Source organism: Stenotrophomonas sp. Ker107b, from assembly GCF_053847245.1.
In genome coordinates, this window is the sequence record NZ_JBSPHX010000001.1 from 1,134,044 (window position 1) to 1,158,639 (window position 24,596).

General features: G+C 67.1%; 19 protein-coding genes. 14 read left to right on the forward strand and 5 right to left on the reverse strand.

The annotated features are described in order from the left end of the window. Positions 1-61: 61 nt before the first annotated feature. Together ACWV8V_RS05340 and ACWV8V_RS05345 are read left to right on the forward strand one after the other, a co-directional pair. A complete protein-coding gene (locus tag ACWV8V_RS05340; protein ID WP_455899114.1) occupies positions 62-667 on the forward strand; it encodes a glutathione S-transferase family protein in 606 nt (201 codons plus the stop codon). Between the two features lie 123 nt (positions 668-790). After that, a complete protein-coding gene (locus ACWV8V_RS05345) occupies positions 791-2,236 on the forward strand; it encodes an amidohydrolase family protein (protein WP_455899115.1) in 1,446 nt (481 codons plus the stop codon). Positions 2,237-2,295: 59 nt separating this feature from the next. Here ACWV8V_RS05345 and ACWV8V_RS05350 read toward each other — a convergent pair whose 3' ends face one another. Next, positions 2,296-4,464, reverse strand: a complete 2,169-nt coding sequence (locus ACWV8V_RS05350; RefSeq protein ID WP_455899116.1) for a glycoside hydrolase — start codon at positions 4,462-4,464, stop codon at positions 2,296-2,298. A 144-nt stretch (positions 4,465-4,608) separates the two neighbouring features. On the opposite strand from ACWV8V_RS05350, the gene ACWV8V_RS05355 reads away from it, so the two are divergent. Beyond that, the gene (locus tag ACWV8V_RS05355; RefSeq protein WP_455899117.1) at positions 4,609-5,058 is read left to right on the forward strand and encodes a hypothetical protein; all 450 of its coding nucleotides are present in this window, start codon (positions 4,609-4,611) and stop codon (positions 5,056-5,058) included. A 156-nt stretch (positions 5,059-5,214) separates the two neighbouring features. Here the strand turns inward: ACWV8V_RS05355 and ACWV8V_RS05360 are convergent, their stop codons facing one another. Next, positions 5,215-5,823 (reverse strand): NAD(P)H-dependent oxidoreductase, encoded by a 609-nt coding sequence (locus ACWV8V_RS05360; protein WP_259260871.1) that lies wholly within the window; start codon positions 5,821-5,823, stop codon positions 5,215-5,217. A 73-nt stretch (positions 5,824-5,896) separates the two neighbouring features. Between ACWV8V_RS05360 and ACWV8V_RS05365 the strand changes: the two genes are divergently transcribed. The 7 genes from ACWV8V_RS05365 (at position 5,897) to ACWV8V_RS05395 (ending at position 12,874) form a co-directional block, all read left to right on the forward strand. After that, a complete protein-coding gene (locus ACWV8V_RS05365; RefSeq protein WP_259260870.1) occupies positions 5,897-6,505 on the forward strand; it encodes a TetR/AcrR family transcriptional regulator in 609 nt (202 codons plus the stop codon). A gap of 96 nt (positions 6,506-6,601) precedes the next feature. After that, positions 6,602-7,357: a hypothetical protein gene (locus tag ACWV8V_RS05370; protein ID WP_455899118.1), complete on the forward strand. Its 756-nt coding sequence runs from the start codon at positions 6,602-6,604 to the stop codon at positions 7,355-7,357. Between the two features lie 82 nt (positions 7,358-7,439). Further along, positions 7,440-8,447 carry an alpha/beta hydrolase gene (locus tag ACWV8V_RS05375; RefSeq protein WP_455899119.1) on the forward strand — a complete coding sequence of 336 codons (1,008 nt, stop codon included), beginning with the start codon at positions 7,440-7,442 and terminating at the stop codon, positions 8,445-8,447. 121 nt (positions 8,448-8,568) lie between these two features. Further along, on the forward strand, positions 8,569-9,951 hold the full coding sequence (locus tag ACWV8V_RS05380; protein ID WP_455899120.1) for a YncE family protein: 1,383 nt from the start codon (positions 8,569-8,571) through the stop codon (positions 9,949-9,951). A gap of 69 nt (positions 9,952-10,020) precedes the next feature. Beyond that, positions 10,021-11,055, forward strand: coding sequence for a heme/hemin ABC transporter substrate-binding protein (locus ACWV8V_RS05385; protein WP_455899121.1), 1,035 nt, complete (start codon positions 10,021-10,023; stop codon positions 11,053-11,055). Between the two features lie 20 nt (positions 11,056-11,075). Next, positions 11,076-12,110 carry a FecCD family ABC transporter permease gene (locus ACWV8V_RS05390; RefSeq protein ID WP_455899122.1) on the forward strand — a complete coding sequence of 345 codons (1,035 nt, stop codon included), beginning with the start codon at positions 11,076-11,078 and terminating at the stop codon, positions 12,108-12,110. After that, positions 12,107-12,874, forward strand: coding sequence for a heme ABC transporter ATP-binding protein (locus tag ACWV8V_RS05395; RefSeq protein ID WP_259260864.1), 768 nt, complete (start codon positions 12,107-12,109; stop codon positions 12,872-12,874). The genes ACWV8V_RS05390 and ACWV8V_RS05395 overlap by 4 nt, the downstream gene beginning before the upstream one ends. An 84-nt stretch (positions 12,875-12,958) precedes the next feature. Here ACWV8V_RS05395 and ACWV8V_RS05400 read toward each other — a convergent pair whose 3' ends face one another. Then, positions 12,959-13,177: a hypothetical protein gene (locus ACWV8V_RS05400; RefSeq protein WP_455899123.1), complete on the reverse strand. Its 219-nt coding sequence runs from the start codon at positions 13,175-13,177 to the stop codon at positions 12,959-12,961. A gap of 354 nt (positions 13,178-13,531) precedes the next feature. Next, positions 13,532-15,730 carry a TonB-dependent siderophore receptor gene (locus tag ACWV8V_RS05405; RefSeq protein WP_455899124.1) on the reverse strand — a complete coding sequence of 733 codons (2,199 nt, stop codon included), beginning with the start codon at positions 15,728-15,730 and terminating at the stop codon, positions 13,532-13,534. Between the two features lie 573 nt (positions 15,731-16,303). On the opposite strand from ACWV8V_RS05405, the gene fusA reads away from it, so the two are divergent. The 4 genes from fusA to ACWV8V_RS05425 all read left to right on the forward strand — a co-directional run bounded on the left by fusA (position 16,304) and on the right by ACWV8V_RS05425 (position 22,912). Beyond that, positions 16,304-18,346, forward strand: coding sequence for an elongation factor G (gene fusA, locus ACWV8V_RS05410; RefSeq protein ID WP_455899125.1), 2,043 nt, complete (start codon positions 16,304-16,306; stop codon positions 18,344-18,346). Positions 18,347-18,511: 165 nt separating this feature from the next. Further along, positions 18,512-19,438 (forward strand): M14 family metallopeptidase, encoded by a 927-nt coding sequence (locus tag ACWV8V_RS05415; protein ID WP_455899126.1) that lies wholly within the window; start codon positions 18,512-18,514, stop codon positions 19,436-19,438. A 131-nt stretch (positions 19,439-19,569) separates the two neighbouring features. Beyond that, positions 19,570-20,127 (forward strand): ECF-type sigma factor, encoded by a 558-nt coding sequence (locus tag ACWV8V_RS05420; RefSeq protein WP_455899127.1) that lies wholly within the window; start codon positions 19,570-19,572, stop codon positions 20,125-20,127. 31 nt (positions 20,128-20,158) lie between these two features. After that, the gene (locus ACWV8V_RS05425; RefSeq protein WP_455899128.1) at positions 20,159-22,912 is read left to right on the forward strand and encodes a protein kinase domain-containing protein; all 2,754 of its coding nucleotides are present in this window, start codon (positions 20,159-20,161) and stop codon (positions 22,910-22,912) included. 30 nt (positions 22,913-22,942) lie between these two features. Here the strand turns inward: ACWV8V_RS05425 and ACWV8V_RS05430 are convergent, their stop codons facing one another. After that, positions 22,943-24,496 carry a thioredoxin family protein gene (locus ACWV8V_RS05430; RefSeq protein WP_455899129.1) on the reverse strand — a complete coding sequence of 518 codons (1,554 nt, stop codon included), beginning with the start codon at positions 24,494-24,496 and terminating at the stop codon, positions 22,943-22,945. Between the last annotated feature and the right edge of the window lie 100 nt (positions 24,497-24,596).

Below are 24,596 nucleotides of genomic sequence, written 5' to 3' on the forward strand. Positions count from 1 at the left end.
TGAGCGCACGGTGCAGCACCGGTTCCGCCGCACCTTTCCACCCCTCTCAAGGAGTTCTTCGATGTCCCTCGTTTTCTATTGGCACCCCATGTCCAGCGCCACCCCGGTCGCGTGCGCCCTGGCCGAGCTGTCCGTCCCGCACGATCGGGTCAAGATCGACATCCGCAACGGCGAACAGCGCACGCCGGCGTATCTGGCGATCAATCCGAACGGCAAGGTCCCGTGCCTGGTGGTGGACGGCACGCCCCTGTTTGAAGGTCTGGCGATCCACCTGTGGTTGGGCGAGCAGTACGGGGTGGGCCAGGGCCTGTGGCCGGCGGTGGGGACCCCGGCTCGACTGGAGGCGATGTCCTGGTGCACGTGGGCGTACGTCACCTACGCAGCAGTGCTCGGGCGGGTATGGCTGGCGACCGTGGACGATGCGCTGCGCAGCGTGGAGCATGCTGCGGCGGGCATCCGTGCCGCCAACGAACTGCTGGATCTGCTGGAGGCGCGCCTGTCGCAGCAGTCGTGGATGCTTGGTGAGGCGTACTCGTTGGTGGATCTGGTGGTAGGCCAGGTGGTGGGCTACGGCACCCATCTGGGAGCGGTGGTGGATGCGCATCCGGCGGTGGCCGGCTGGCTGCAGCGGGTGCAGGCCCGCCCGGCGATGCAGGGCGAGAATTGACGCAGCCGGATCCTGCAGCGCGCAGCATCGCAATCATGCATGTGCTTCATGCTGAAATTTAACTGGTGAATGTGCCGGGCCTGACCGTAAGGTGGCCCGGTTCTCTTTTCCGGTATGCACTCCATGTCTTTGCGTCTTGCCATCCCGGTGCTGCTTGCACTGACCCCATCCGCGTTCGCGGCCGAGCAGGCGGATCTGATGATCCGGCATGCCACCGTGGTCGACGTCGAGCACGCCACGACGGTGGCCGACCAGACGGTCGTGGTCCGTGGTCAGGACATCGTCGCCGTCGGCACCGACCGGGCCATGCGCAAGGCATGGCAGGCCAGACAGCAGGTGGACGGCAAGGGTCGCTATCTGATCCCCGGGTTGTGGGACATGCATGTGCACTTCGGCGGCGGGCCGGCGCTCATCGAAGAGAACAAGGCGCTGCTGCCGCTGTACATTGCCCATGGCATCACCACCATCCGTGATGCGTCCGGCGATCTGCCCGAGCAGGTGCTGCAGTGGCGCGGTGAGATCGCCAGCGGCCAGTTGGCTGGCCCGCAGCTGTTCACCTCGGGCGCCAAGATCGAAGGCATCAAGCCGGTCTGGAAGGGCACTATTGAAGTGGGCTCGCAGGCGGATCTGGATGCGGCGTTCGTGCGCCTCAAGCGCGACGGCGTCGATTTCGTCAAGATCACCGACAGCACGCTGACACCTGAGTTGTTCCTGGCTGCCGTGCGCGGGGCGCGCGCCAATGGGCTGCGTGCCTCCGGCCACATCCCGATGGCGTTGACCGTGCAGCAGGCCGTCGATGCGGGTATCAGTTCCATCGAGCACCTGGACTACGCCTACAAAGCCGGGGTCAAGGATGAGGCGGCCATCGCGGCGGACTTCGCGGCCAAGCGGATTGATCGCGCGCAGGCCAACGCACGGCTGGATGCTGGATTTGATCGCGACACCGCCATGCTGGCCTACCGTGGCTTCGCAGCGAAGGGCGTGTTCGTAACGCCCACGCTCAATGGCGGCCGCATCCTGGACTTCCTGGATCAGGATGATCACCACGACGATCCTTACCTGGCCTACATCGGCCCGAAGCTCCAGGCCACCTACGCCTGGCGTGTGGAGCGCGCCGCCAAGGCAACCCCGGCACAGATCCAGGCCCGTCATCAGCAATACCACCAGGTCGCCGCGGTGCTGCCGATGCTGCAGCAGGCCGGCGTCACGATCATGGCCGGCACCGATGCGGGCTTCCTCAATTCGTTCAACTATCCGGGCATCGGCCTGCATGACGAACTGTCACTGTTCGTCAAGGAAGGGCTGAGCCCGGCGCAGGCACTCTCGGCGGCCACCCGTGCAGGCCCGGCCTGGTTCGGCACGTTGGATCGCTACGGCGCGGTCGCGCCGGGCAAGGCCGCCGATCTGGTGTTGCTGGAGCGCAACCCATTGGAGGACATCGAGGCCACGCGTGGCATCCAGTACGTGGTGCTGCGCGGCCAAGGGTATGACCGCAAAGCGCTGGATGCGCTGCTGGAGCAGACCAAGGCGAAGGTCACGGCGTGGAAGGCTGAAGAAGCGAAGGAGTAGTGGCTTCGGGCGCGCTCACCGGTGTGGTGGGCGCGCATGGGGCTGGACAGTGAGCCGGCCTACGGCGATGTCGGCGAGGTGAAGGTGAACGTTCGGCCGTCGGCAAGGCGCGCGGTCGCGCTGCGCGGGGGCAAAGCGTGCGCATCGACCTGCTGCGGTTGATCGGAGAAATTGGCCACGATCACGCTGCCATCGGCGAAGGTGGTCTGCTGCACCTGGCCATTGGCATCGCGCCAGCGGAAGTCCACCAGTGCCTGGTCGAACAGGGCCTCATGCAGTGGCCGGAAAAAGGCGTCCAGATGGCGCAGGTAGGCGATCCGCCGCGTAGCGGTATCCACGCTGAGATTGAGCAGGGGCGGCACGTTGTAGAGCTGCTGCAGCAGCTCGGTAGTGCTTCGGCTTTCGCGGAACTTCAGGCTGTCCAGGGTCCAGTGATGGGTGCTGATCACGCTGTCGTGGAAGGCCGCCTGCAGCAGCGGCAGGCGTCGCGACGGGTTGAAGTAGAGCTGCTGATAGCGCGGTTTAAGCTGGCTCTGCTTGAAGAAGAAGGCCGGCTGGTGCTCGGGCGCCCAGGCGCCGAGGTAGTAAGGCGAAGCGCGTTCACGGCGCATCTGCGGGTCGCCCCAGCCGAAGCCGGCGGTCTGCGCACCGTGGGCAAAGGCGACGTGGCGATTGACCGCCGCTGCGCCGACTTCCGAGCCGACCACCAGCTTTTCGCTATCGGCCAGCCAGGCCAGCGCGGCACTGCGGTTCGCCGCGTCCTGCGCCTGCGTGGTGGGCTTGGCCGGGTCGCTGTCGTCAAACAGCATGCCGGTGGCAGCGACATCGAGGAACCAGCTGTTGTAGGGGGTATCAGCGCGCAGGGCGCGTACGCGGCGTTCCATCAGCGGGCGGACGCAGGCGGCATTGGTGTACACCCCCTTGCCCTGGAAGCCTTTGATGCGCTGGCCGTCGGGTTTCATGATCCCGCAGCGTTCGAATGCGTCCTGCCCCAGCTGTGCTGAGAGCCAGGAAGGATTGTCGTTACCGTCGGGCAGGGCGGTGTCATAGGAATCGTAGGGCGCGACCAGATAGCCTGCCTGTACGGCCGTGTCCACCGCGCCCGGGCTCGCCCAGGCGGCGGTCCAGTCCGGCAGCCCGAGCCAGAGTCGTGGCAGACCCGCGGCCTGCAGCGCGTGGATCATCCGCGGCGATGCCGTGTCGCCGCGTGCTGCATCCGGCTGCAGGGCCTTGCCCAGCGTCGCGTCCAGGGCGTGTCGACGCTGCTGGAGAGCGTCGGCGGTCTCACCGGGGAACTGCTCGGCCAGTGCGGCGTTGATGGCGCTGACCAGCACCTGCTGCACATAGGGGCCGCTGTGCGGGGCGGTCACTGCCTCGCGTGCCTCCTTGTCCTTGCCGACCCACGCGTGCGGCAAGAGGGCTTTCAGCTGGCGCCAGTCGCGCACGTCCTGTTCGGCCAGTACCCGGTCGCCCCAGAGGTACAGGTGGCTGGCGCCGATCAGTTTGTCGCCGTCCGGCACACGCGCCAGTTTGTCCTTGAGCGCGATGAAGCCGCCTTGCGCCTGCAGCCATTGCCGGTAACGTTTGGCTGGCGCCAGCCAATCCGGGGCATCCAGGTTGACGATCACAACATAGGGGTCGGTCTGGTTGAGGGGATGGAAGTCGTGCTCTGCGGTGAACGCGAGGGTCGCCCCATCGGCGCTGAAGCGCACGGTGTTGTTGAAGGGCGTGGCGAACAGGATCGACAGCACCCGGTCCGGCCAGGCGAGGCCGATCACGGGCAGGGTCAGGTCTTCGGTGGTATTGACCTCCCCATAGGCGCTGAGCAGTTCATCGCGCCAGGCGGTGTCGCCGGCGGGAATGTAATAGCCCTCGTGCAGCGGAAGCAGCAGCGCGCCGGCACCGGTCGGCAGCGTGGGCCATGTCACCACACCGGCGGAGCTGCGCTCAAAGCGCAGCTGCAGGGCGTCCTTCTCCAGTGTGGCGTGGATGGTGGTGGCGCCGCCGCGCTGCCACTGCGCACTCACCGGTGTCTGCACCAGGTCCAGGATGGTGTCGCGCGCTGTGGCGGAGGAGATCACGGTTTCCACGCCGTCGCGGGTGGTGGCGGTGACTGCAAGCGTCGCCGGGTCGATGTCCACCTGCCAGCGTGCATTGGCCAGCGTGAGTGCGTGGGCGGCGGGTGAGGCAGCCAGCAGGAACAGGGCAAGCAGCCTGGCAAAGGGCATGGGTCATCTCACTTCGGGCCGAATCGGTGTCGAGCCTAGCGCTGATTCGGCGGCTGTCGAGCGCGGCCCATCACAGTTGCACGCACCGAAGGCCGCAGATGTGCTGGAATTGTGATCCGGTCAGGTAAAGCAGGAGGTAGAACGATGGGCAAGCTTGCTGCTGCGGCTCCACGTTTGAGGCGTATTCCTGTTGTTTCCGTGCTGGCGGGGATCGCGATGGCGATCGCAATGCCTGCGTTGGCTGCAACGGGTGATCCTGCGCGCGCGGTGGTGGATGCGCTGTATGGGTTTCGTGCGACACACGGCCCGGCGTATCCAGATGCATTTCCGGGGTTGCGGTCCATGCTGAGCCCCGGATTGCTGGCGCGATGCGCTCGTTACCAGCGGGCGCTGGACGCCCCGGGCGCACCGACGGATCTGGTCCCGACCATCAACTACGACCCGTTGACCGGTTCACAGGAGGCGCTGTCGCCAGCGTATCCCGCGACCGAAGTGGCGCGGCGGAAGGACTGGGTCCGCTACCGTGTCCGTGCGACCTACCCCGATGGCGCGGCCTGGAATGACATCGATGTGCAGGTGGTGAAGTTGAGTTAAGGGCAGTGGCGCATCAGCAACATCAATCGGCTGCGGCAGGATTGTGCGCTGGGGCCGTATCCGGATGTCCCTGGGCGATAGGTCGCAGGCCCCGCGTTGCGGGGCCCTGGTTGTCGCGCGCGGAATGCCTGGGCTTGGCAGCGGCATCGGATGGGCTCAGTGGGCTGCCGCGCCGGGCAGGGTGGCAATGCGCTGTCCCAATGCATGCGCCGTCTGCAGATGGGCGTGTGCATCGCCGTTGTCCGTTTCCAGCAGCAGCGTGGACGACAGCACCGGCGCGCCGCAGTAATCGAAGATGCCGGTCTCGATCTGGGTCTTCATCGCGTCGGTATAGCCGCGCTTCTGCCACGTGCGTTGGTCGGCACCGCCGAGGCCGACCAGGTGGATGGACAGGTGACCCAGTTTCTTGACCACCCCCTGCCCACTGCTGTCGTCGTAGGCCCAGCCATTGGAGAACACGCGGTCGATCCAGCCCTTCATGAGGGCCGGCATGCTCCACCAATACACAGGGAAGACCAGCACCAGTGCAGTGGTGCGGTCCAGGCGGGCCTGTTCGGCCAGCACATCCGCGGGAAAGGGCGCCAGGCGTTGATGGCCCTGCATGTCGTCCTGATTGAAGCGGGGGTCGAAGCCCTCGGCACTCAGATCGGCCAGTTCGGCCGTTGCGCCGGCAGCTGTCGAGGTGATGCCCTCGGCAATGTGGCGGGCGACGGCATGGGTCAGTGCGTCTGGATTGGGGTGGGAGGTAACGATCAGGGTGTGCATCGGCGTCCAGAAGTGGGGGAGGCGGTATACTTTCGGTAAGTTACTGACTGTAAGTTACGATTGGTATATAGACATGTCAAGCCCGCCCAAGCCTGCCGCCCCCACCACGCCACGCCGCCGCATGTCGCGAGAGGAGCGCCTGCGCCAGTTGCTGGAGGAGGCCTGGCGACTGATCCGCGAAGAGGGCACCGACGCACTGACGCTGGGGCGGCTGGCTGAGCAGGCCGGGGTCACCAAGCCGGTGGTGTATGACCATTTCGGGACGCGGGCGGGTCTGCTGGCCGCGCTGTATCGCGATTTCGATGCGCGGCAGGGGGTGGTGATGGAGACGCTGTTTGCCAGCAGCGGCCCGACACTCGCGGCGAAAGCGCAGGTCATCGCCGAGGCCTACGTGGCCTGCGTGATGAAGCAGGGACGCGAGATTCCCGGTGTGATTGCTGCGCTGGCCGGCTCGCCTGAACTGGCGCGCATCAAACGCGACTATGACGTCGTGTTTCTCGATCAGTGCCGCGCGTTGCTGTCACCCTTCGCGCCTGCGGGGGCGCTGGCGCAGGCAGGGTTGTGGGGCATGCTGGGTGCTGCTGAAGGGCTCTCCGTTGCGGCGACCACCGGCGACATCACGCCCGTACAGGCCGAGCAGGAGCTGGCCGCGACGATCGAGGCGATGGTGATGCGCGGTTGAGCATCGCAGTGCGGCAGCGCGCTTGAGCGATGTCGCGGTGCCCTGGGCGGGCGCGATCGGGCGCGTATGATGTCCCGCCCTTCTGGACTGGATGCCATGCGCGCTTTTCTCACTGTTGCTGCACTCACCGCTGCGATCACTGCGGCCGTGCCCACCAGCGCTGCGACACTGTCGTTGAACGAGCGCCTGAAGAACGCATCGAGTGTCGAGGTGAACCAGGTCCCGGCGAGCGGCGCGCCCTTGATCGGCCGGGTGCAGCAGTTCCGCAATGGCGACAGCCTGGTCCGCCTCGGCGAGGGTGGGGGTGAGCCACTGGTGCTGACGCTGTGCAATGGCAAGGCGCATATGAATCTCGACGCGAGCTGGCCCGGCGCGCCCGCGGCGAAGACGCAGGAAGAGAAGCAGATGCGTGCGTACGGCCTGTACATGGCGGTGATGGGCGGCATGGCGATGGCGCAGGGCATCGCGGGCGACACGCTGGAGCTGCCGGCCGAAGGGCAGGCCTCCACGGTGGAGCGCGAGACTTCCTGGGCCTATGGCAAGGAGCAGTACGCGGTGACGGTGAACAACGACGTCGACGGCGAGCTGCGGATCAGGGTGGCCAAGACGGGAAATACGACGAGAACCCCATCGTCGGGGCCGGATGACATCGTCAGCACCAACGGTGACAAGGCCGCGCGCCTGGCCGAGCTTGAGCCGGTCGGTACCGCGCGCGAGCTGGTGATCGCCTCATCGCCGATGGGGGCGTCCGTGCCGGACGACATGTCCTTGAAGGGCTGGATGTCCGCCAGTGGCAAGGGTGGCGCGACGGTAGGTGCGGCGCGCAAGGCGTCGGGCGATTGCGGGCGCTGAAGCCGGTGGCGCAACGTCAGTGATACCCATTCTCATTTGAGTTACACTGGCGCGATAGCACCGTCCCTCGCTCCGGGTAGTCATGATTGTTTCGTCGTCGCTGATCTCTTCCGTATCGCCGTGGTTGCGCACGCTGGGCGTGGCGACCGCCATCGGCATGGCGGCGTTGTCGCCCGCCTCGGCGCAGCAGCGCAATCCCGAGCAGAAGGTCGGTGAGACGGTGCTGGATCAGCCGGCGCAGAGCTATCGTTTCGAACACTTCGTGCTCGACAGCCCCGACAAGGCGCGCCGCTGGCGGGTGAACATCGGCGTGCCGGCCAAGGCCTCGGCCACGCCGGCACCGGTGCTGTACATGCTGGATGGCAACGCCGCGGCGATGGTGCTCGACCAGTCCATGCTCGCCGATCTTGCCGCGCATGCCGCGCCGGTGCTGGTGTTCATCGGCTACGACAACGACCTGCGCATCGATTCCGCGGCGCGTACCCGCGATTACACCGCGTGGATCGATACCGCCGATGACGAAAACGGCACGTCGCAGTCCAGCGGCGGGGGTGCGTATGCGTTCCTGGATCTGATCGAGCGCCGGATCAAGCCGGAAGTGCAGCGCCGCGCCAGCGTGGATCTGCAGCAGCAGTCGCTGTGGGGCCATTCGCTCGGCGGTCTGTTTGTGGTCAGCACGCTGTATACCCGGCCGGCCGCGTTCCAGCATTACGTGTCGGCGAGCCCGTCACTGTGGTGGAGCCAGGGCGCGCCGCTGGGCGACATGGAGCGCCAGTTCATCGCCAACACCCAGGGTCAGCCGGCGCAGGTGACGGTGATGCTCGGTGGTGATGAGCGCACCGGCAACCGTGGTGTGCGTGACATGACCAATCCGCGCGTGGTCGCGCATCTGCGCCGTATCGGTGGGGCTACCCCGGATGCCGCGCAGCAGCTGGCCACCCGCCTGGCCAAGGTGCCGGGCCTGACCGTGCAGTACCGCGAATTCCCCGGCCTTGGCCACGGGCCGATGCTGCCGGCATCGCTCAAGGCCACGCTGAGCCAGTTGTATGGCATCGCCGATCGCAGCGGCACGCCCGCGCCGGCACCCTGATTTTTCGATACCCAGGCAGTTCCGTGGCCCTGTGCCACCGCCGCAACGGACCGCGGCCACGCCAAGGCAAGCACTGTGACAACGCGCCAACCGGCGCGCCCCCAACAGAAGGAGTCTGCTGATGTACACCCTGAAAACCCTCCCGCGCGTCGCCACCCTGGCCCTTGCGCTGTCGCTGGCCAGCCCGACCGTGTTCGCCCAGCCGGTGTTCGATGCGCCGGCCAACGGCTTCCGCGGTGAAGTGGTCAGCCGTGGTCAGAACGTGGTGCCGGGCAGCGATGCCGAGGTGATCGGCCGCCAGTTCGTGCCGGGCCAGCAGGTCACCCTGCTGCGCGGTGACACGGTGCTCAATGCCACCCCGTACGTGGTCGATGCCGAGGGCAACTTCAAGGGCAAGGTCGCGATTCCGGCCGACGCCGTGCCCGGTCAGCAGCCGGTGATCGTGCGCGCCAGCCAGCCGTCCGCCGCCGCGGTGCTGTCGCTGCGCGTCTCGCCGAACCTGCCGCTGAGCGGCCAGCAGAACTTCAACCAGACCTCGGCCAAGCTGGTCCAGGGCCTGTACCAGTCCGCGTACAGCGCGGCCAGCAATGCGGTGTTCGTCACCGCTGCCGTCGGTCGCCCGCCGGTCACCCAGTCGCAGCTGCTCAAGCTGGACCCGAAGACGCTGAAGGTCACCGCCAAGATCACCCCGGCGGAAGTGCCGGGTGGCAAGGGCGGTGCGGTGTTCGCGGTGTATGGCGTGGGCGTGGATGATGCCAACGGCAACGTGTGGGTCACCAATACCCGCCAGGACACCGTGGCCGTGTATCGCCAGAAGGATCTGTCGCTGGTGCGCCAGTTCGATGTCGGCACTGTGCCGCATGCCCGCGACGTCGTGGTCGATGGCCGTCATGGGAAGGTGTTCGCCTCGGCCGCCGGTGAGGATCATCTCTCGGTGTTCGATGCCCGCACCCTGCAGCCGCTGGAGCCGATCACCCTGGCCTCGGGCGTGGACGACAAGAAGTTCGTCCCGATGAGCCTGGTGCTGGATGAAGCGGCCGGCAAGCTGTTCACCGTCAGCATCGGCACGCCCGAAGCGGCCGTGATCGACACCACCACCGGCAAAGTGGAGAAGGTCATCGATCTGGGCAACTCGATCAGTGCCTCCGGCGTGGCCTATGACGCTTCGGCAGGTCGCCTGTACGTGGCCTCGCAGGGCACCGACAACCTGCTGATCGTCGATGTCGCCAGTGGCAAGGTGCTGCACGACGTGCCGGTCGGCGCGGGTGCGCTGAACGTCGCCTTCGAGCCGGTGTCCAAGCTGGCCTATGTGACCAATCGCGGTGCCGGCACGGTGACCGTGGTCGATGGCAACGGCAAGGTGGTGGGCAACCTGGATGGCGGCACCTTCCCGAACCATGTGCGTGAAGATGGCAAGGGCAACGTGTTTGCCGTCAACAAGTCGCGTGATGCCCAGGATCCCAAGGGCGACCGCATCACCCGCATCAGCACCCGCGCGAACTGAGGTTCGCGCAGTGCGTTGCACTGGCGGCGGGGCGAACAGCCCCGCCGTTCTGATGGAAGAGGAACTGCCATGAAGTCGATTGTTGTCCGCCGCAGCCTGCTGGCGCTGTCCCTGGTCGCTGTGATCGCCGGGTGCTCGAAAGAGCCTGCCGCGCCGGCTGCCGATACCGCCGCGGCACCCGCCGTGCAGGGCGCCGAAGCACTGCCGGAGGGCTGGCAGCGCGTGGTGGGCGTGGACGTGCCGGATATCGACGGCGCCACCCAGCAGTTGCCGGCACAGGTCACCTCCGATGATGGTGTGGCCACGACGGTGACCGATACCTCCAAGATCATTGCCGGTGGCGATGACATCATCGCCGTGCTCGAAGCGCTTGGTCTGGACGACCAGGTGTACGCCGCGCCGCTGCGCTCGGCCACCGCGTCCGGCCGCAAGGCCCCCAAACAATTTCTGTTCAACCGCACCACCGGTGTGGAAGGCGTGTTGAGCCTGCAGGGCACCCTGTTCCTGGGCAACAGCCTGCGCCGCCATTCCGATCTCGCCGCCAAGCTGCGCGGTGCAGGCGAAGCGGCGGTGATCGTCGACGATCTGCAGCCGGCCGCGGACAAGGTGCGCAAGGTCGCCGCCGCCGTTGGCATGGCCGAGCAGGGTGAAGCACTGGCCACGAAAGTGCAGTCGCAGCTGGATGCGGCCAAGGCCAGTGGTGCCGCATTGGCATGGCACCCGCGCGTGATCCACGTGTCCGCGACCGGTGCCGGCGGTGCGCCGACCGTGGCAGGCTCGGACAGCGCCTCGGGCAAGCTGATCACGCTCGCCGGCGGCATCAACATCGGCGACGAAGCCGGTGTGGCCAACTACTCCGCGCTGAGCAACGAGGGCGTGGTGGCCGCTGCGCCCGATGTGATCCTGGTGACCGAAAATGATCTGGCCCTGTTTGGTGGCCAGGCCGGGCTGTGGCGCGCCTATCCGACGCTCCGGCAGACGCCGGCTGGTGCGGCCAACCGCGTGTGGGTGATGCCGGATGTGGAGTTGAAGTCCGCCAGCGTCGCCTCGGGCAGTGGTGCGGTGGCGCTGGCCGCGGCATTTGCAACCGTTCCGCGCCCGTGAGTGCTTGAGGCATGGCGGCGTTGAGTCCTGCGCGTCGCCGCGGCGCGACCGTGTTGATCTGGGCCGCGGCGGGGCTGCTGATCGCCGTCATTGCCTCGTTCGCGGTGGGCCCGTTGCGGTTGCCCCCGATGGAGGTGCTGCAGGCGATCGGCGTGAAGCTGGGGCTGGCCGATCCGGCCAGCGTCAGTACCCGCGATCTGGCCGTGGTCTGGCAGCTGCGCATTCCGCGTGCCTTGCTGGGTGCGATGGTGGGCGCCGCACTGGCGATGGCCGGTGCGAGCCTGCAGGGGTTGTTCGGTAATCCCTTGGCCGACCCCGGCATTGTCGGCGTGACCCAGGGCGCTGCGTTGGGCGCGGTCTCGGCGATCGTGCTGGGTGCCGGCGCCTTCGGTGTGTGGACGCTGCCGCTGGCGGCGTTCGCCGGTGCCGGTGGCGCGATCACCTTGACGTATCTGCTGGCGCGGCCGGGGCAGGGCACCGGCACGGCGACATTGCTGCTGGTCGGCATTGCGATCGCGGCATTCTGCTCGGCGATGATCGGGTTCCTGACCTACATCGCCAGCGAAAGCGAACTGCAATCGCTGGTGTTCTGGCAGATGGGCTCGTTGGCCCAGGCCGACTGGATGGATGTGGTCGCGGTGGCGCCGGTGTTCGTGCTCGGCACGATCGCGCTGCTGCGTCTGGCCACCCCCTTGGACATGCTCGCGCTCGGTGAGCGCCAGGCCCAGCACCTGGGGCTGGATGTGAAGCGCACGCGGCTCAAGTTGATTGCCTTCAGCGCGCTTCTGGTCGGTGCCGCCGTCGCCTTTGCCGGCTCGATCGGCTTCGTGGGTCTGGTGGTGCCGCACGTTGTGCGTCTGCTGGTCGGCCCCGGCCATCGCTGGCTGCTGCCGGTCTCGGCCGTCGCCGGTGCGTTGCTGATCGTGGTCGCCGACACCGCCGCACGCACGCTGGATCCGCCGTCGGAGATTCCGCTGGGCCTGTTCTCGGCCGCGCTGGGTGCGCCGTTCTTCCTGTGGCTGGTGATGCGTCAGCGCCACCGGAGCGGCGCATGAGCGCGCTGCTGCAGTTGCAGTCGGTGCAGTTGAGCCGCGGCGCGCGGCGCATTCTGGATGACATCACGCTGGATTTCGTCCCGGGCACGGTCACGGCGCTGGTTGGGCCGAACGGCGCGGGCAAGTCGACGTTGCTGGCGGTAGCCGCAGGCGATCTGGAAGCGGAGCAGGGCAAGGTGCTGCTGCGTGGGCAGGCGCTGGCGGACTGGAAAGCCAAGCCGCTGGCACGCGAGCGCGCGGTCATGCCGCAGGAGCACGCGGTGCGGTTCGCCTTCCGTGTGCATGAAGTGGTGGCGATGGGGCGGCTGCCGCATCCGCCGGATCCGGTCAAAGATGCGGCCTGCATCGCCGATGCGCTGGCGCGGGCGGACCTGCATGCGTTGATCGAGCGGGAAGTGGAACACCTCTCCGGTGGCGAGGCGGCGCGCACGACCTTCGCTCGTGTGCTGACCCAGGACACCCCGTTGCTGCTGCTGGATGAGCCGACGGCGGCGTTGGATCTGCGTCATCAGGAGCGCACCCTGCGCGCGGTCCGCGACCTGGCCGATGCCGGCGCCTGCGTGATCGTGGTGCTGCATGATCTGAATCTGGCCGCCGCGTATGCGGACCGGATCGTGTTGCTGGAACAGGGCCGCGTAGCGGCCGATGGCACGCCGACCGAGGTGCTGACGCGCGAGCACATCGAGCGTGTCTACCAGCAGCCGGTGCTGGTGCTGCGGCATCCGCAGCGCGATGTCCCGTTGGTGGTGGTGACCGACGCGTAGCGCCGGGAGTTACCCCGGCGCCATCGCGATGTCGCCGGAGCCCGCGAGCGGCCGACACGACCAACGACGCTGATGCTCAGCGCGTCATTGCCGGTAGTCATCGCGGCTGCGAATGTCGCGTGCCTCTTCTCCCACGCGGGCGCGTTCGGACACACGGGGGCGTTCGGACACATTGGCGCGTTCGGGCGCGCGGGCGCGTTCGGACGCCTGGCTGCCGTGGTGCCTGCCATCATCAAAATGCGAGCAGCCGGCAAGGCTCACCAGCGCCGCTGACATGGCAAGCGTGACAACAATCGATTTCATCGCAGGTTCCTTCTGTGGGTGGGGTGTAGCCCCCGGTTGCTCGAAGGTCTGTGTTTGGCAATGAACACCCCATTAATACCCGCTGCTGCGTGGCACGCCGATCTTTAGCGTCATGGCATTGAGAAATACCGATGTAGGCGCAGAATCGAAACAGGTATTACGGACGCCCAGAACAATGAAAGTGCCGATACCGATCTTGCTGATATATGAGCAAGAGATGTCGTAAGCAGCCCGAAACCGCGAGGCGAACTGGCACTTTACTGGCCTCATGCCAGCTTGGTTCCGTTGGGGGTGGTGACCGGCGCGCTGACGGTGTGACGGGGCCGGCCAGTGGCCGGCCCCGTCGATGAAGGATTACCAGCCGAAGCGCGCGGTCGCCATCACGGTGCGGCCGCTGCCGTAGTAGCACGACGACACGCCGGTGCAGGTCGATACGAAACGCTTGTCAGCCAGGTTGCTGGCGTTGAGTGCCAGCTGCACCTGGGTGCTGCCGATCTGGCCCACGTCATAGCGGATCGCCGCATCGAACAGCGTGTAGGACGGGATCCGGTACAGGTTGGCGCTGTCGCCGTAGCTGACGCCGTTGTAGCGCGCGCCCGCGGCCAGGCTCAGGCCCTGCAGCGCACCTGCCTGGAAGGTGTAGTCCGCCCAGAACGAGGCGCTGTAGTCGGGCACCATCGCCAGTTCCTTGCCCTGGTAAGGCGCCGAACGGGTCATCTCCGAGTCCATTCGGGACGCGGCGCCGATCAGGCTGAAGCCCTCGATCGGCGTGATCCGGCCTTCCAGTTCAATGCCGCGCACGCGGCCCTCGTCGCCCTGGATCGAGCAGGTGGCGGTGCCGGTCGCGCCGCAGTTGCGATGCGACGCCACTGGATCATCCACGATCATGTTCTGCTGGCGCAGGTCGTACACCGACAGTGTCACCAGGCCATCCACCGAGGCGGGCTGATACTTCAGGCCGGCTTCCCACTGCGAGCCGGTCACTGGCTCGAATGCGGTCTGGGTGAAGCTGTCCAACGGCGATTTGGTCGACGGCTGGAACGATTCGGCGTAGCTCACATACGGGGTCAGACCGTTCTCGAATACATACAGCACGCCCGCGCGACCGGTGAAGGCCTCGCTCTTGATCACATTGCGCCCGCCCGGCGTGGAGATGCCGGTGGCGATGTTACGGTTGGCGCTGCTGCTGTCGTCCTTGGTCCAGTCGTAGCGGCCGCCGAACGTCATCCGCCAGTTGCCGAGCGCCAGCTGGTCCTGCAGATACACGCCGCTCTGCCGGTTGATGCCGGCGGTCGGAGTTTCCGTGCTCACCATCGGGCGGTAGGTCGAATACACCGGGTTGAAGATGTCGATCGGGCGCGGGCTGCTCATGGCACTGCGTACGCCCTCCCAGTCCGCACGCTGCCAGTCCCAGCCAAGCAGCACGGTGTGATCCACCGCGCCGGTGCTGAAACGGGCCTGCAGGCGGGTATCGAAGGTGTCGCCATCGGAGTCGCCGGTGCCCATTACGCCGCGACGGTTCTGGGTGCGGCCATCGGCATTGAGTGCGCCGAAGGTGACCACGCTGCGGAACAGCGAATCGACATGCGTGCGGCGCGCGCTCTGGGTCAGCGTGAGGTGGTCGTTGAACTGGTGCTCGAACACCCAGCCGGCCGTCCACAGCGTGCGGTCGAAGGTGTTCCAGTCCGGCTCGCCGATGAAGGTGCTGTTCTTCATGTAGCCTGACGCCGTCGGATGGAGCGTGCCGGCGGCCGGCAGGAACTGGTAGGTCGAGCCGCCATCGTCCTTCTGGTACATGCCCAGCAGGGTCAGGCGGGTGCGCTCGGCGAGCTGCCAGGTGTAGCTGGGCGCGAGGAACCAGTGCTCCTGCTCAGTGCGCTTGATCTGGGTCTGGCCGTCGCGATAGAGGCCGACCAGGCGGAACAGGTGATCATCACCGGCCGTGCCGGCGCCCACGTCAAAGGCAGCGCTGTACTGGCCATTCGCATCCACGCCCAGGCGCAGTTGCTGCACCTGATCCGGCGTCGGCGTCTTGCTGACCTGATTGACCATGCCGCCCGGGGCCACCTGGCCGTACATCACGGCAGAGGGGCCCTTGAGCACTTCCACGCGCTCCAGGTTCCAGCTGTCGAACATGCTGCGGTTCCACTGACTGCCCTGCGGCGCGCGCATGCCATCCAGGGTCACATTGTTGGACCAGCTGCCGGCATCGAACCCGCGGATGCGGAAGTCGTCCACGCGGTTGTCGATGCCCGAGCTTTCCAGGCTGACGCCGGCGACATAGCGCATCGCATCGTTGAGCGACTGCACGCCACGGGCATCCAGCTCGGCGCGCTCGATCACCGAGACCGACTGCGAGGTTTCAGCCAGCGCGGTGCTGGTCTTGGTCGCGCCGCTGGTGCTGTTGGCCGCCCGGTAGGCATTGACGCGTACGGCGTCCAGATCGGTGGCGGTCTGGGCGTGGGCGGTGGGAACGATCGCAGCGGCCAGACAGGCCAGGGCCAGCAGGTTGGGGCGCAACCGGCGCGGATACAGGGTCAGGGAGCAGGGCATGGGCAACAACTCGACAACGCGGAGGAAGGGGGTGCGGGTGCTGGCTCGGCGTCCGGGGTCGGGTGGCGCCAGCCTCGCGGGCGTCGTCAAGGCGACGCATATGGCCCCATTTTAAGGATTGTCGCCGCATTCGCAATTGCGACACATTCGCACATGCGGGGTAGGCCGACCCAGCATCGCCGCCATGAATGGTGTAAATGTGGGTAAATAACGATCAGTGTTGCAATGGTGGTTCTAATTGGGGCTTGTGGCCGGCCAGCAGAGGTCTACAATGCCGGCTACACCCCAGGTGACCCTCATGACTTCGATGCCGCTTCTGACGTTTTTTACCCTGACCCGCGATGTCGCGGCACGGGCGCGTCTGCCAATCGGAGTGCGAGGCTGCTGACCGGAACACCGGTCACCCTGGACCCCACGCAGAGCGCCCACCGGGCGCTCTTTTCGTTTCCACGCAGCAGAACTGTTTGAAGGAGAACGTGCCATGCACCAGATCGCCGAGCCCCAAACCTGGCCGCACGCCCGTTAGCCAACGGCGGCGTGCGGCTCCCCGATGTTGGCAGCGAGACCTATCCCATGAACACCCATACCCAGACCCTTACCCTCCGGCGCAACCTCGGCATCATTGCCCACATCGACGCCGGCAAGACCACACTCACCGAGCGACTGCTGTGGAAAACCGGCGAAATCCATCGCGTCGGCGAGGTGCACGACGGCGCGGCGACCACCGATTTCTCGGCGATCGAGCGCGAGCGTGGCATCACCATCGGTGCGGCCGCCGTGCAGGCCCATTGGGCCCCGCGCGACCAGCCCATCCATCACCTGACCCTGATCGACACCCCCGGCCACATCGATTTCGCGATCGAAGTAGAGCGGTCCCTGCGCGTGCTGGATGGCGCGGTCGCGGTGTTCTCCGCGGTGGATGGCGTGCAGCCCCAGTCCGAATCGGTCTGGCGTCAGGCCCGTCGCCACGGGGTGCCGCTGATCGCCTTCGCCAACAAGATGGACCGCACCGGGGCGTCCTTCGAACGCGTGCTGACCCAACTGCGCGAGAAACTGCGTGCGACGCCGTGGGCGCTGGGCGTGCCGATCGGGACCGAAAGCCAGTTCAACGGCTGGGTGGACCTGGTCGACCGCAGCACCGTGCATTGGGATGACAAGGGCACCGCCCTGCGTCATGCCTGGACGACCGATGAGGCGGCGCAGTGGCTGCCGCAGCGCGAAGCGCTGATCGAGGCCGTGGCCGATGCCGACGACGTGCTGGCACAGGCGTGGCTGGAGGGCGCGGTGATCGACAACGCACAGCTGCGCGCGGCGATCCGTCGCGGCACCCTGGCCGGTGCGGGCGTCCCGGTGCTGGCGGGTTCGGCGTTCAAGAGCAAGGGCGTGGAGACGCTGCTGGATGCGGTGGTCGACTATCTGCCCTCGCCACTGGATCAGCCGGCGGTGGTCGCCGCCGAGAACGGCAGCGAGGTGCTGCTGCCACCGGACCCGGAGGGCCCGCTTGCGGCGTTGCTGTTCAAGATCACGCACCAGAACCACGGTGCGCTGAGCTTCGTGCGGGTGTATTCGGGCACGCTGAAGGTGGGCGACGCGCTGGCCAGTTCGCAGCATCCGCAGGGGCGACGGGTCAGTCGCCTGGTGCGGGTGCAGGCCGACCAGACCCACGACATCAAGCAGGCCGTGGCCGGTGACATCGTCGCGGTGCTGGGCTGGAAGGATGCGGTCAGCGGTGAAACGCTGAGTGCACCCTCGCGCCCGCTGCTGCTCGATACGATCCAGGCGCAGCATGCGGTGCTGGCATGGCGGTTGACGGCGGAGAAGGCCTCTGACCTGATCCGCATCAGCCAAGGATTGGCCAGCCTGGCGCAGGAGGATCCGTCGTTCCGGGTCGAGACCGATGCGGACAGCGGTGAAACCCTGATCTGGGGCATGGGCGAGCTGCATCTGGAGGTGATGGTCCAGCGCCTGCGAACGGAGTGGAGCGTCACCATCCGCACCGGCGAGCCGCGTGTGGCCTATCAGGAAACGCCGAAGCGTGCGGTGCAGCGGGTGGAAGGCAAGGTCGCCAAGCAGACCGGCGGCCAGGGCCAGTTCGCCCAGGTGCTGATCGATGTGACGCCGCGCGAGGATGGTGAGGTGACCTTCGTCGACCGCACCGTCGGCGGTGCGATCCCGCGCGGGTTCGTCAACGCGGTGGAGAAGGGCGTTCGCGCTGCACTCGGCGAAGGCCCGCTGGGCCATCCGGTGGTCGGTATCGAGGTGACGCTGGTCGACGGTCAGACCCACGTCAAGGATTCCTCGGACATGGCCTTCCATCGCGCCGGCAGCGAGGCGGTGAAAGCGGCGCTGGCCCAGGCGGGCACGCAGCTGCTGGAGCCGGTGATGGAGATCGCCATCCACGCGCCGTCGGGCAATGTCGGCGATGTGGTGGGTGACCTCAACCGTCGCAGCGGACGGGTTGCCTCGATCGAGGACCAGGATGGGCAGGCGGAAGTGCTCGGCTATGCACCGCTGGCGCGACTGGGTGGCTACACCACCTCGCTGCGTTCGCTGACCCAGGGGCGCGCGTCCAGTGACATGCGCTTGAACGGGTATGAGGCGGCGCAGACGGCCTGATCGTCAATGTGGAAAGAGAAGAGGGCCGGGCAACCGGTCCTCTTTTTTCGTGCCAGCGTTGGCAGCGCGCACACCGCCGGTTGCCCGCACGCAGCTAGAATGTCCCCCGTAATGTCGCACGCAGCCAACGGCCGCAGCGACCGGATTTCTCTTTGGAGCACGGCCATGAGCAACACGCATTTCTACCCGATCGGCACCCCCGGCCAGCCCTGGGGCGACGCCGAGCGGGCGCAGTGGCGTGCCGCCCAGCAGCGCCAGCGCAGCTACCACGACGATGTGGTGGCCGCGCTCGAGGGCCTGGAGGAGCGCTTCGAGGTGGTCCAGTACGGCCAGCTGGACTATGCACCGGATCATTACCCGCTGTTCGCGGTGGTCAGCCACGAATGGAATCCTGCACTGCCGACCGCGCTGATCACCGGCGGTGTGCATGGGTACGAAACCAGCGGCGTGCATGGCGCGCTGCAGTTCCTGGATCAGCACGCCGAAGCCTATGCCGGCCGCATCAACCTGATCGTGGCGCCCTGCGTCAGCCCGTGGGGCTATGAGCGCATCCAGCGCTGGAATCCGGATGCGATCGATCCCAATCGCAGCTTCCGCGGCGAGGGCCTGATCGAGGAGGCGGCCGCGCTGATGCGCTGGATGGCCGCGCGGGGCGACACGCTGCTGGTCCACATGGACCTGCACGAAACCACCGACAGCGATCTGCAGGAATTCGACCCGGCGCGCTGCGCCCGCGATGGCATCGCGCTGGTACCGGACATCATTCCGGACGGCTTCTATGTGATCGGCAACAGCGAAGACCCGCAGCCGGCCTTCCAGCAGGCGCTTATCGCCGCGGTTGAGAAGGTTACCCACATTGCCCCGGCCGATGCGAACGGCGAGTTGATCGGCATGCCGCTGCAGTCCCCGGGCGTGGTCTGGGGCGAATCGCGTTCGATCGGCGCCTGCGCCGGGTTTACCGACGCGTTGTACGCCACCACCACCGAGGTATACCCGGACAGCCCGCGCACTTCGCCCCAGGAGTGCAATGCGGCGCAGGTCACCTCGGTGTGTGCGGGGCTGGACTTCGCGCTGGCCCATCCGCGGGGCTGATCAGAGAGGCACAGCCATGATTCCGACGGCGGCGCCTGGCGTGCTCGCGGTCCAGCAGCCTTGCGCTATGATCGAGCGTCAGGGACGAGGTCCGCCTGGCCGGGGAGGCCGGGTGAGATGGAGCGGGAATCATGAGTGGAGAGGTCACGCAGTGGCTGCACCGGTGGCGCCGCGGGGATGTCCAGGCGCAGGCATACCTGTTTGAACTGATCTATCCCGCGTTGCGCGAGATGGCGCAGGCGCGTATCGGCCAACACCGTGACGATGTGACCCTGCGGCCGACCTCGCTGATGCATGAGGCGTTGTTGCGGGTGATGGGGTCTGAGGTGGAGTTCTCCGATCGCGCGCATTTCTTCGCCTTGGCAGCACTGAAGATGCGTTCCGTACTGGTGGATTTCGCACGCAACGGTGCGGCCGCCAAGCGCGGGGCAGGCGCCTTGAACTTGACGCTGTCGCACGCTGATCGCGATCTGCCGTGTGCGCCGACCTGCGATTACGAAGTGCTGGCATTGCATCAGGCGTTGAACCAGTTGGCCGGGCACGATGCGCGGGCTGCCCGTGCGGTGGAGTACATGTACTTCGGCGGGATGGACCGCGCAGAAATCGCGGTCGTGCTGGAGGTGTCGGTGCCGACAGTGGATCGCGATCTTCGCTTCGCGAGGGCGTGGCTCAATCAACGCCTGGCGTAAACCGGGCCGTTATCGTGACAGGGGATGGGCAATGACGGATGAGCGCTGGCAACAGCTGCGCACGATGTTCGATGCGGCATGCGAGCTGCCGCCTACCGAGTGGCGCAGTGAACTGGGACGCATGACCAACGATCCAGCGTTGCTGGATGAAGTCATCGAGCTGCTTCAAGCCCAGACCGTGGCGTTGGATAGTGCGCATCGCCCGTTGCGCGAACTGATCACGCACCTCGCCGAGCCTGATGCGCAGGTGGGTGAGCGGATCGGCCCGTGGCGGCTCACCCGACGCGTGGCCAGCGGCGGGATGGGCGCGGTGTTCCTTGCCGAACGTGCCGATGACACCTACCAGCAGCGCGTGGCGATCAAGCTGCTGCGCGGATTGGGGAGTGCCGAGTTCAGTCAACGGCTCGCGGCGGAGCGGCAGATCCTGGCCGGTCTGGAGCACCCCAACATTGCGCGGCTGTACGACGGTGGCAGCACCGCCACCGGCCAGCCCTATCTGGTGATGGAGTTCGTGGACGGCGAGCCGCTGGACCGCGCATGCCGCGAGCACCAGCTTGGATTGACCGAGCGCCTGCGTCTGTTCGTGCGGATCTGCCGCACCGTCCAGGCCGCGCACGCGCGCCTGGTCGTGCACTGCGATCTCAAGCCCAGCAACGTGCTGGTGCGCGCGGACAACGAGCCGGTGCTGCTCGATTTCGGCATCGCCCGCTGGCTGGGCGGCGCCGCCGAGTCCAGCATCGACCGCTTCTACACGCCGGTGTATGCCAGCCCTGAACTGATCGCCGGGGAGCACGTAGGGGTCACCACCGACGTGTACAGCCTGGGCGTGATCCTGGTGGAGATGCTGAGCGACCGCCGCCTTGGCAACGACGCTGGACAGCCTGGCGCGATCGTGCCGCTGCCCAGTGCCTGGGCGCTGCCAACGTGCCCCTGGCACAGCCGGCTGCACGGGGATCTGGATGCAATCGCCGGCAAGGCCTGCGCACGTGATCCATCCCAGCGCTATGGCTCGGTGGAAGCGCTGGCCGACGACATTGAGCGGTGGCGGATGCATCACCCGGTGCGTGCCCGCGCCCCACGCGCAGGCTACCGTGTGCAGCGCTGGCTGCGCCGCCACTGGCAGGCGGCGGGCGTAGCCGTGGCGGTGTCTGCCATGGCGGGTGGCTTCGTTTGGCGTTTGAGCGAATCCAATGCGCGCGCCCAGGAAGAAGCGGCGATCGCCGAGCAGGTGAGCGAATTCCTGGTGGCGGCCTTCGACGCAGCCGATCCACGCGAGCGCGGTGCGCGCGGCACCGAGGAGGTGAGTGCGCGTGCGGTGCTGGATGCCAGCGCTGCACAGGTTGACGCTGAACTAGCGGACTCGCCGGCGTTGCGGGCACGGCTGCAGAGCGTATTGGGACGCGCCTATCAGAACATCGGCCTGCCCAAACAGGCCGAGGCCTTGCTGCGCAGCGCCGCCGAAGGCCTTTCGTCGCCGTCGGTCGGTCGCGCCCGGCTCGCAGCCCAGACTTACAGCGACCTGTCGGTGGAGATGAGCAACGGCAAGCGCGGCGAAGAGGGGTTGAAGTTCGCGGAGCGGGCACTTCAGCTGCTCGACCGCGACGACGATCCGCGGACGCGTGCGCACGCACTGAACTCCCTGGGCCTGGCGTACAACCAGCTGGAGCGGTATCCCGAAAGCGAAGCGGCATTCCAGCAGTCGTTGGGGATGCGCGGGAGCCTGAGCGAGCCGGGAACGGAAGGTGGTACCGCGACCGTGATGCAGAACATGGGACTGATGTACCGCAACCGTGGCGACCTGGCGAAGTCGGAGCAGCTGCTGCGCGAGTCGCTGGCGCTCAAGCGCCGCCGCAGCGATACCAGCGCTGATTATCAGCACGGTCTGCATGCGCTGGCGATGACCCTGCAGGAGCGGGGCAAACCGAATGATGCCGCGCCGCTGCTGCTGCAGTCGCGCGAACTCAGCCTGCTGTTGTACGGTCGGGACAGCTCCCGCACAGCGATGGCGTACTGCGAACTGGCGCTGCTGCACATGGATCTGGGCCGTTATACGGAGAGCGCGGCAGGCTTTGATACCTGCCTGCGCATCAGTGCACTCACCAATGGCGAAGACAGCATCGACCACGCGATCAACCTCAACAACTATGCCAACCTGGAGGAGGCGCGCGGCGACATGGCCAACGCAGAGCAGCTCTACCGCCGCTCGCTGGCAATCCGCCGCCAGGTGTTGGGGCGGGACAAGCCCTCCAGCCTGCGCGCCGAAATGAATCTCGCACGGTTGCTGATGCGCAGCGGACGTGCCGAACAGGCAGGCCCCCTGATCCAGCGCGTCCTCCCGATCTGGCAGCGGATCAGCCCAGCCGATGCGCCGGATCTGCGCATCTCACGTTTGGGTGAGATCGAATGGATGATCCAGCGCGGCGACCCTGCCCAGGCCGAGGCTGCGCTGCTGGAGATGGCGCCGCTGGTGCCGTCGATGTCGCCGCCGCTGCAGCTGCGCTATCAGCAGATGCAGGCCGAAGCAGCGCTGCGTGCCGGTGAAGCAGCCCTCGCAGCCAGCCGATGGCGCACGGTGGTCGAGGGCAATGCAGCGCTGTTTGGTGACGGCGCTGCGTCGGTTGCGCGTTGGCGGGTTCCATTGGCCGAGGCTCTGCTGGCCAATGGCGAGCGCGATGCGGCCCGCCGCCAGGTGGCACGGGCAAAACCGCTGCTGGAAACCGAACTGGTGCCGACCGCACCGTATCTGCAGCGACTGCATGCGCTGGAAACGCAACTGAAAGGGTAGCGGCTGCGGTATCACAGGCATTTGGCTGGGTCAGCTTTTCAGCCAGCGCTCGCAGCCTGCTGTGCCCTCGGCAGAGGAGGCGGCCTTGGTGCAGGTTGCGGTCATCTGTGCCTGCAGGCGGGTCAAGCTCGCCGCACCGTGATGCGTGCGGCTCCATGCCTGCAGCGCGCCGCCCAGCCGTTCAAAGCGCTGACGCGTGCGCTGGTGGTAGCCCGCCGGCTGCGCTGCGAGATCGGCAATCACCTCGCCGGTGGCCTGCTCGATGGCCGGCGCATCGTCCGGTGCCAGGCGGAGCAGGCCTTCGACGTACAGCACACCCCACTGCACGCGCGTAGCTGGGCCCTGCGCGCCCTGGTAGGCCTTGTGCAGCCACGAGAGGGCAGTGGCCTTGTCGCCACGTTCCTCGGCAAGGTCGGCCAGTTCAGGCATGTAGTAGTACGGCGTCTGACTGCGGTCGAGCTCGGCCAGCAGCAGTTTTTCGGCCGCTGCGTCGTCCTTGATCTGGCGCAGCACATACACCGCGGTGCTGACCGTGGCCTGGCGTTCGTGCGGGGTGGTCGCGGCAGCATCGGCAGCGGCGACGCGCTGCTGCGCCCTGGTCTTCAGTGCCGCCGGAATGGCCTGGTCGGGATGCTGCTGGCGCTGCAGCGCCAGCTCGGTGATCACGGTGCCCAGCCGCGCGTCCGCTTTGTCGCCCAAGGCGTGGTCGGCCGCATCCAGCGCGGACAGAAGCTGCGTGCCCAGTTGCTGGGCCTGCGCCGGGGTGGCGCTGGCCTGCTTCACCAGTGCCGGCCCTTGATACCCGAGCAGCTCGCGGTTGGTACGGACTTCCGCGGGCGCGGCAAGCACTGCCTCCAGCACGCTGCGGGTGGCGTCGCGCTGCGCCGGCGTTGCGGTCGCATCCGGCGTGCCTGCACCCAGCGCCAGCAACGTGAAGCGACGCCGCAGGGCCGGCTCGGGCGCCGCCTCGGCCAACTGCTGCAGCAGTGAGGGTGCATCGCGCTCGCCGGCCAGGCGATTGGCATCCACCTCCCAGCCGTAGTCACCCAGCACGCGCCAGTCCTCCGCGCTGACGTCCTGTGGTGCCGTCAACGCGTGCTGCAGGACCTCGCTGACGGCGGTGCGCCGGCTGACGGCCAGGGTCAGGGCGCGGGTCAGTGCTTCACTGTCACTACCGCCGGCCAGGCGGGTGAGCTCATTGCGCTGGGGATCGAGCACGATCAGGGTCGGGTAGCCGCGTACACCGAAGCGTTCGCCCCAGGCCTGGGCGCCTTCCTCATCGCCATCCAGGTAGACCGGCACGTACTGGCGCGTCAGCGCGATGAAGGCCGGGTCCTTGAACAAGGTCGCCTTGAGCTGGTTGCACGGCGGGCACCATACCGCGCCCCAGTACAGCAGCACCGGCTTGCCGCTGTCGCGTGCCTCGGCAAAGGCGTCGTCTACGTCGCCGTGGCGCCAGGCGATTTCCGCAGGCGCCTGCTCGGTCGCAGCAGGCGTGGCGGTGGCGGCGGGGGAGGGGGCAGGCGTACAGGCCGGCAGCAGGGCGACCACACCCAGCAGACCAAGGGACAGAGCAAAGCGCATTGAGGAATCCAGATAGGGACGCAGAGCGGGAGGCGTGATTGATTGTAGGAAGCGCAGGACCCTGCGACTGCATCAGCCTGATGCGGATTGCTCATGACGG

Coding starts and splice junctions, on each gene's coding strand:
- ACWV8V_RS05340 (WP_455899114.1), top strand. CDS start 62: ATGTCCCTCGTTTTCTATTGGCACCCCATGTCCAGCGCCACCCCGGTC.
- ACWV8V_RS05345 (WP_455899115.1), top strand. CDS start 791: ATGTCTTTGCGTCTTGCCATCCCGGTGCTGCTTGCACTGACCCCATCC.
- ACWV8V_RS05350 (WP_455899116.1), bottom strand. CDS start 4,464: ATGCCCTTTGCCAGGCTGCTTGCCCTGTTCCTGCTGGCTGCCTCACCC.
- ACWV8V_RS05355 (WP_455899117.1), top strand. CDS start 4,609: ATGGGCAAGCTTGCTGCTGCGGCTCCACGTTTGAGGCGTATTCCTGTT.
- ACWV8V_RS05360 (WP_259260871.1), bottom strand. CDS start 5,823: ATGCACACCCTGATCGTTACCTCCCACCCCAATCCAGACGCACTGACC.
- ACWV8V_RS05365 (WP_259260870.1), top strand. CDS start 5,897: ATGTCAAGCCCGCCCAAGCCTGCCGCCCCCACCACGCCACGCCGCCGC.
- ACWV8V_RS05370 (WP_455899118.1), top strand. CDS start 6,602: ATGCGCGCTTTTCTCACTGTTGCTGCACTCACCGCTGCGATCACTGCG.
- ACWV8V_RS05375 (WP_455899119.1), top strand. CDS start 7,440: ATGATTGTTTCGTCGTCGCTGATCTCTTCCGTATCGCCGTGGTTGCGC.
- ACWV8V_RS05380 (WP_455899120.1), top strand. CDS start 8,569: ATGTACACCCTGAAAACCCTCCCGCGCGTCGCCACCCTGGCCCTTGCG.
- ACWV8V_RS05385 (WP_455899121.1), top strand. CDS start 10,021: ATGAAGTCGATTGTTGTCCGCCGCAGCCTGCTGGCGCTGTCCCTGGTC.
- ACWV8V_RS05395 (WP_259260864.1), top strand. CDS start 12,107: ATGAGCGCGCTGCTGCAGTTGCAGTCGGTGCAGTTGAGCCGCGGCGCG.
- ACWV8V_RS05400 (WP_455899123.1), bottom strand. CDS start 13,177: ATGAAATCGATTGTTGTCACGCTTGCCATGTCAGCGGCGCTGGTGAGC.
- ACWV8V_RS05405 (WP_455899124.1), bottom strand. CDS start 15,730: ATGCCCTGCTCCCTGACCCTGTATCCGCGCCGGTTGCGCCCCAACCTG.
- fusA (WP_455899125.1), top strand. CDS start 16,304: ATGAACACCCATACCCAGACCCTTACCCTCCGGCGCAACCTCGGCATC.
- ACWV8V_RS05415 (WP_455899126.1), top strand. CDS start 18,512: ATGAGCAACACGCATTTCTACCCGATCGGCACCCCCGGCCAGCCCTGG.
- ACWV8V_RS05420 (WP_455899127.1), top strand. CDS start 19,570: ATGAGTGGAGAGGTCACGCAGTGGCTGCACCGGTGGCGCCGCGGGGAT.
- ACWV8V_RS05425 (WP_455899128.1), top strand. CDS start 20,159: ATGACGGATGAGCGCTGGCAACAGCTGCGCACGATGTTCGATGCGGCA.
- ACWV8V_RS05430 (WP_455899129.1), bottom strand. CDS start 24,496: ATGCGCTTTGCTCTGTCCCTTGGTCTGCTGGGTGTGGTCGCCCTGCTG.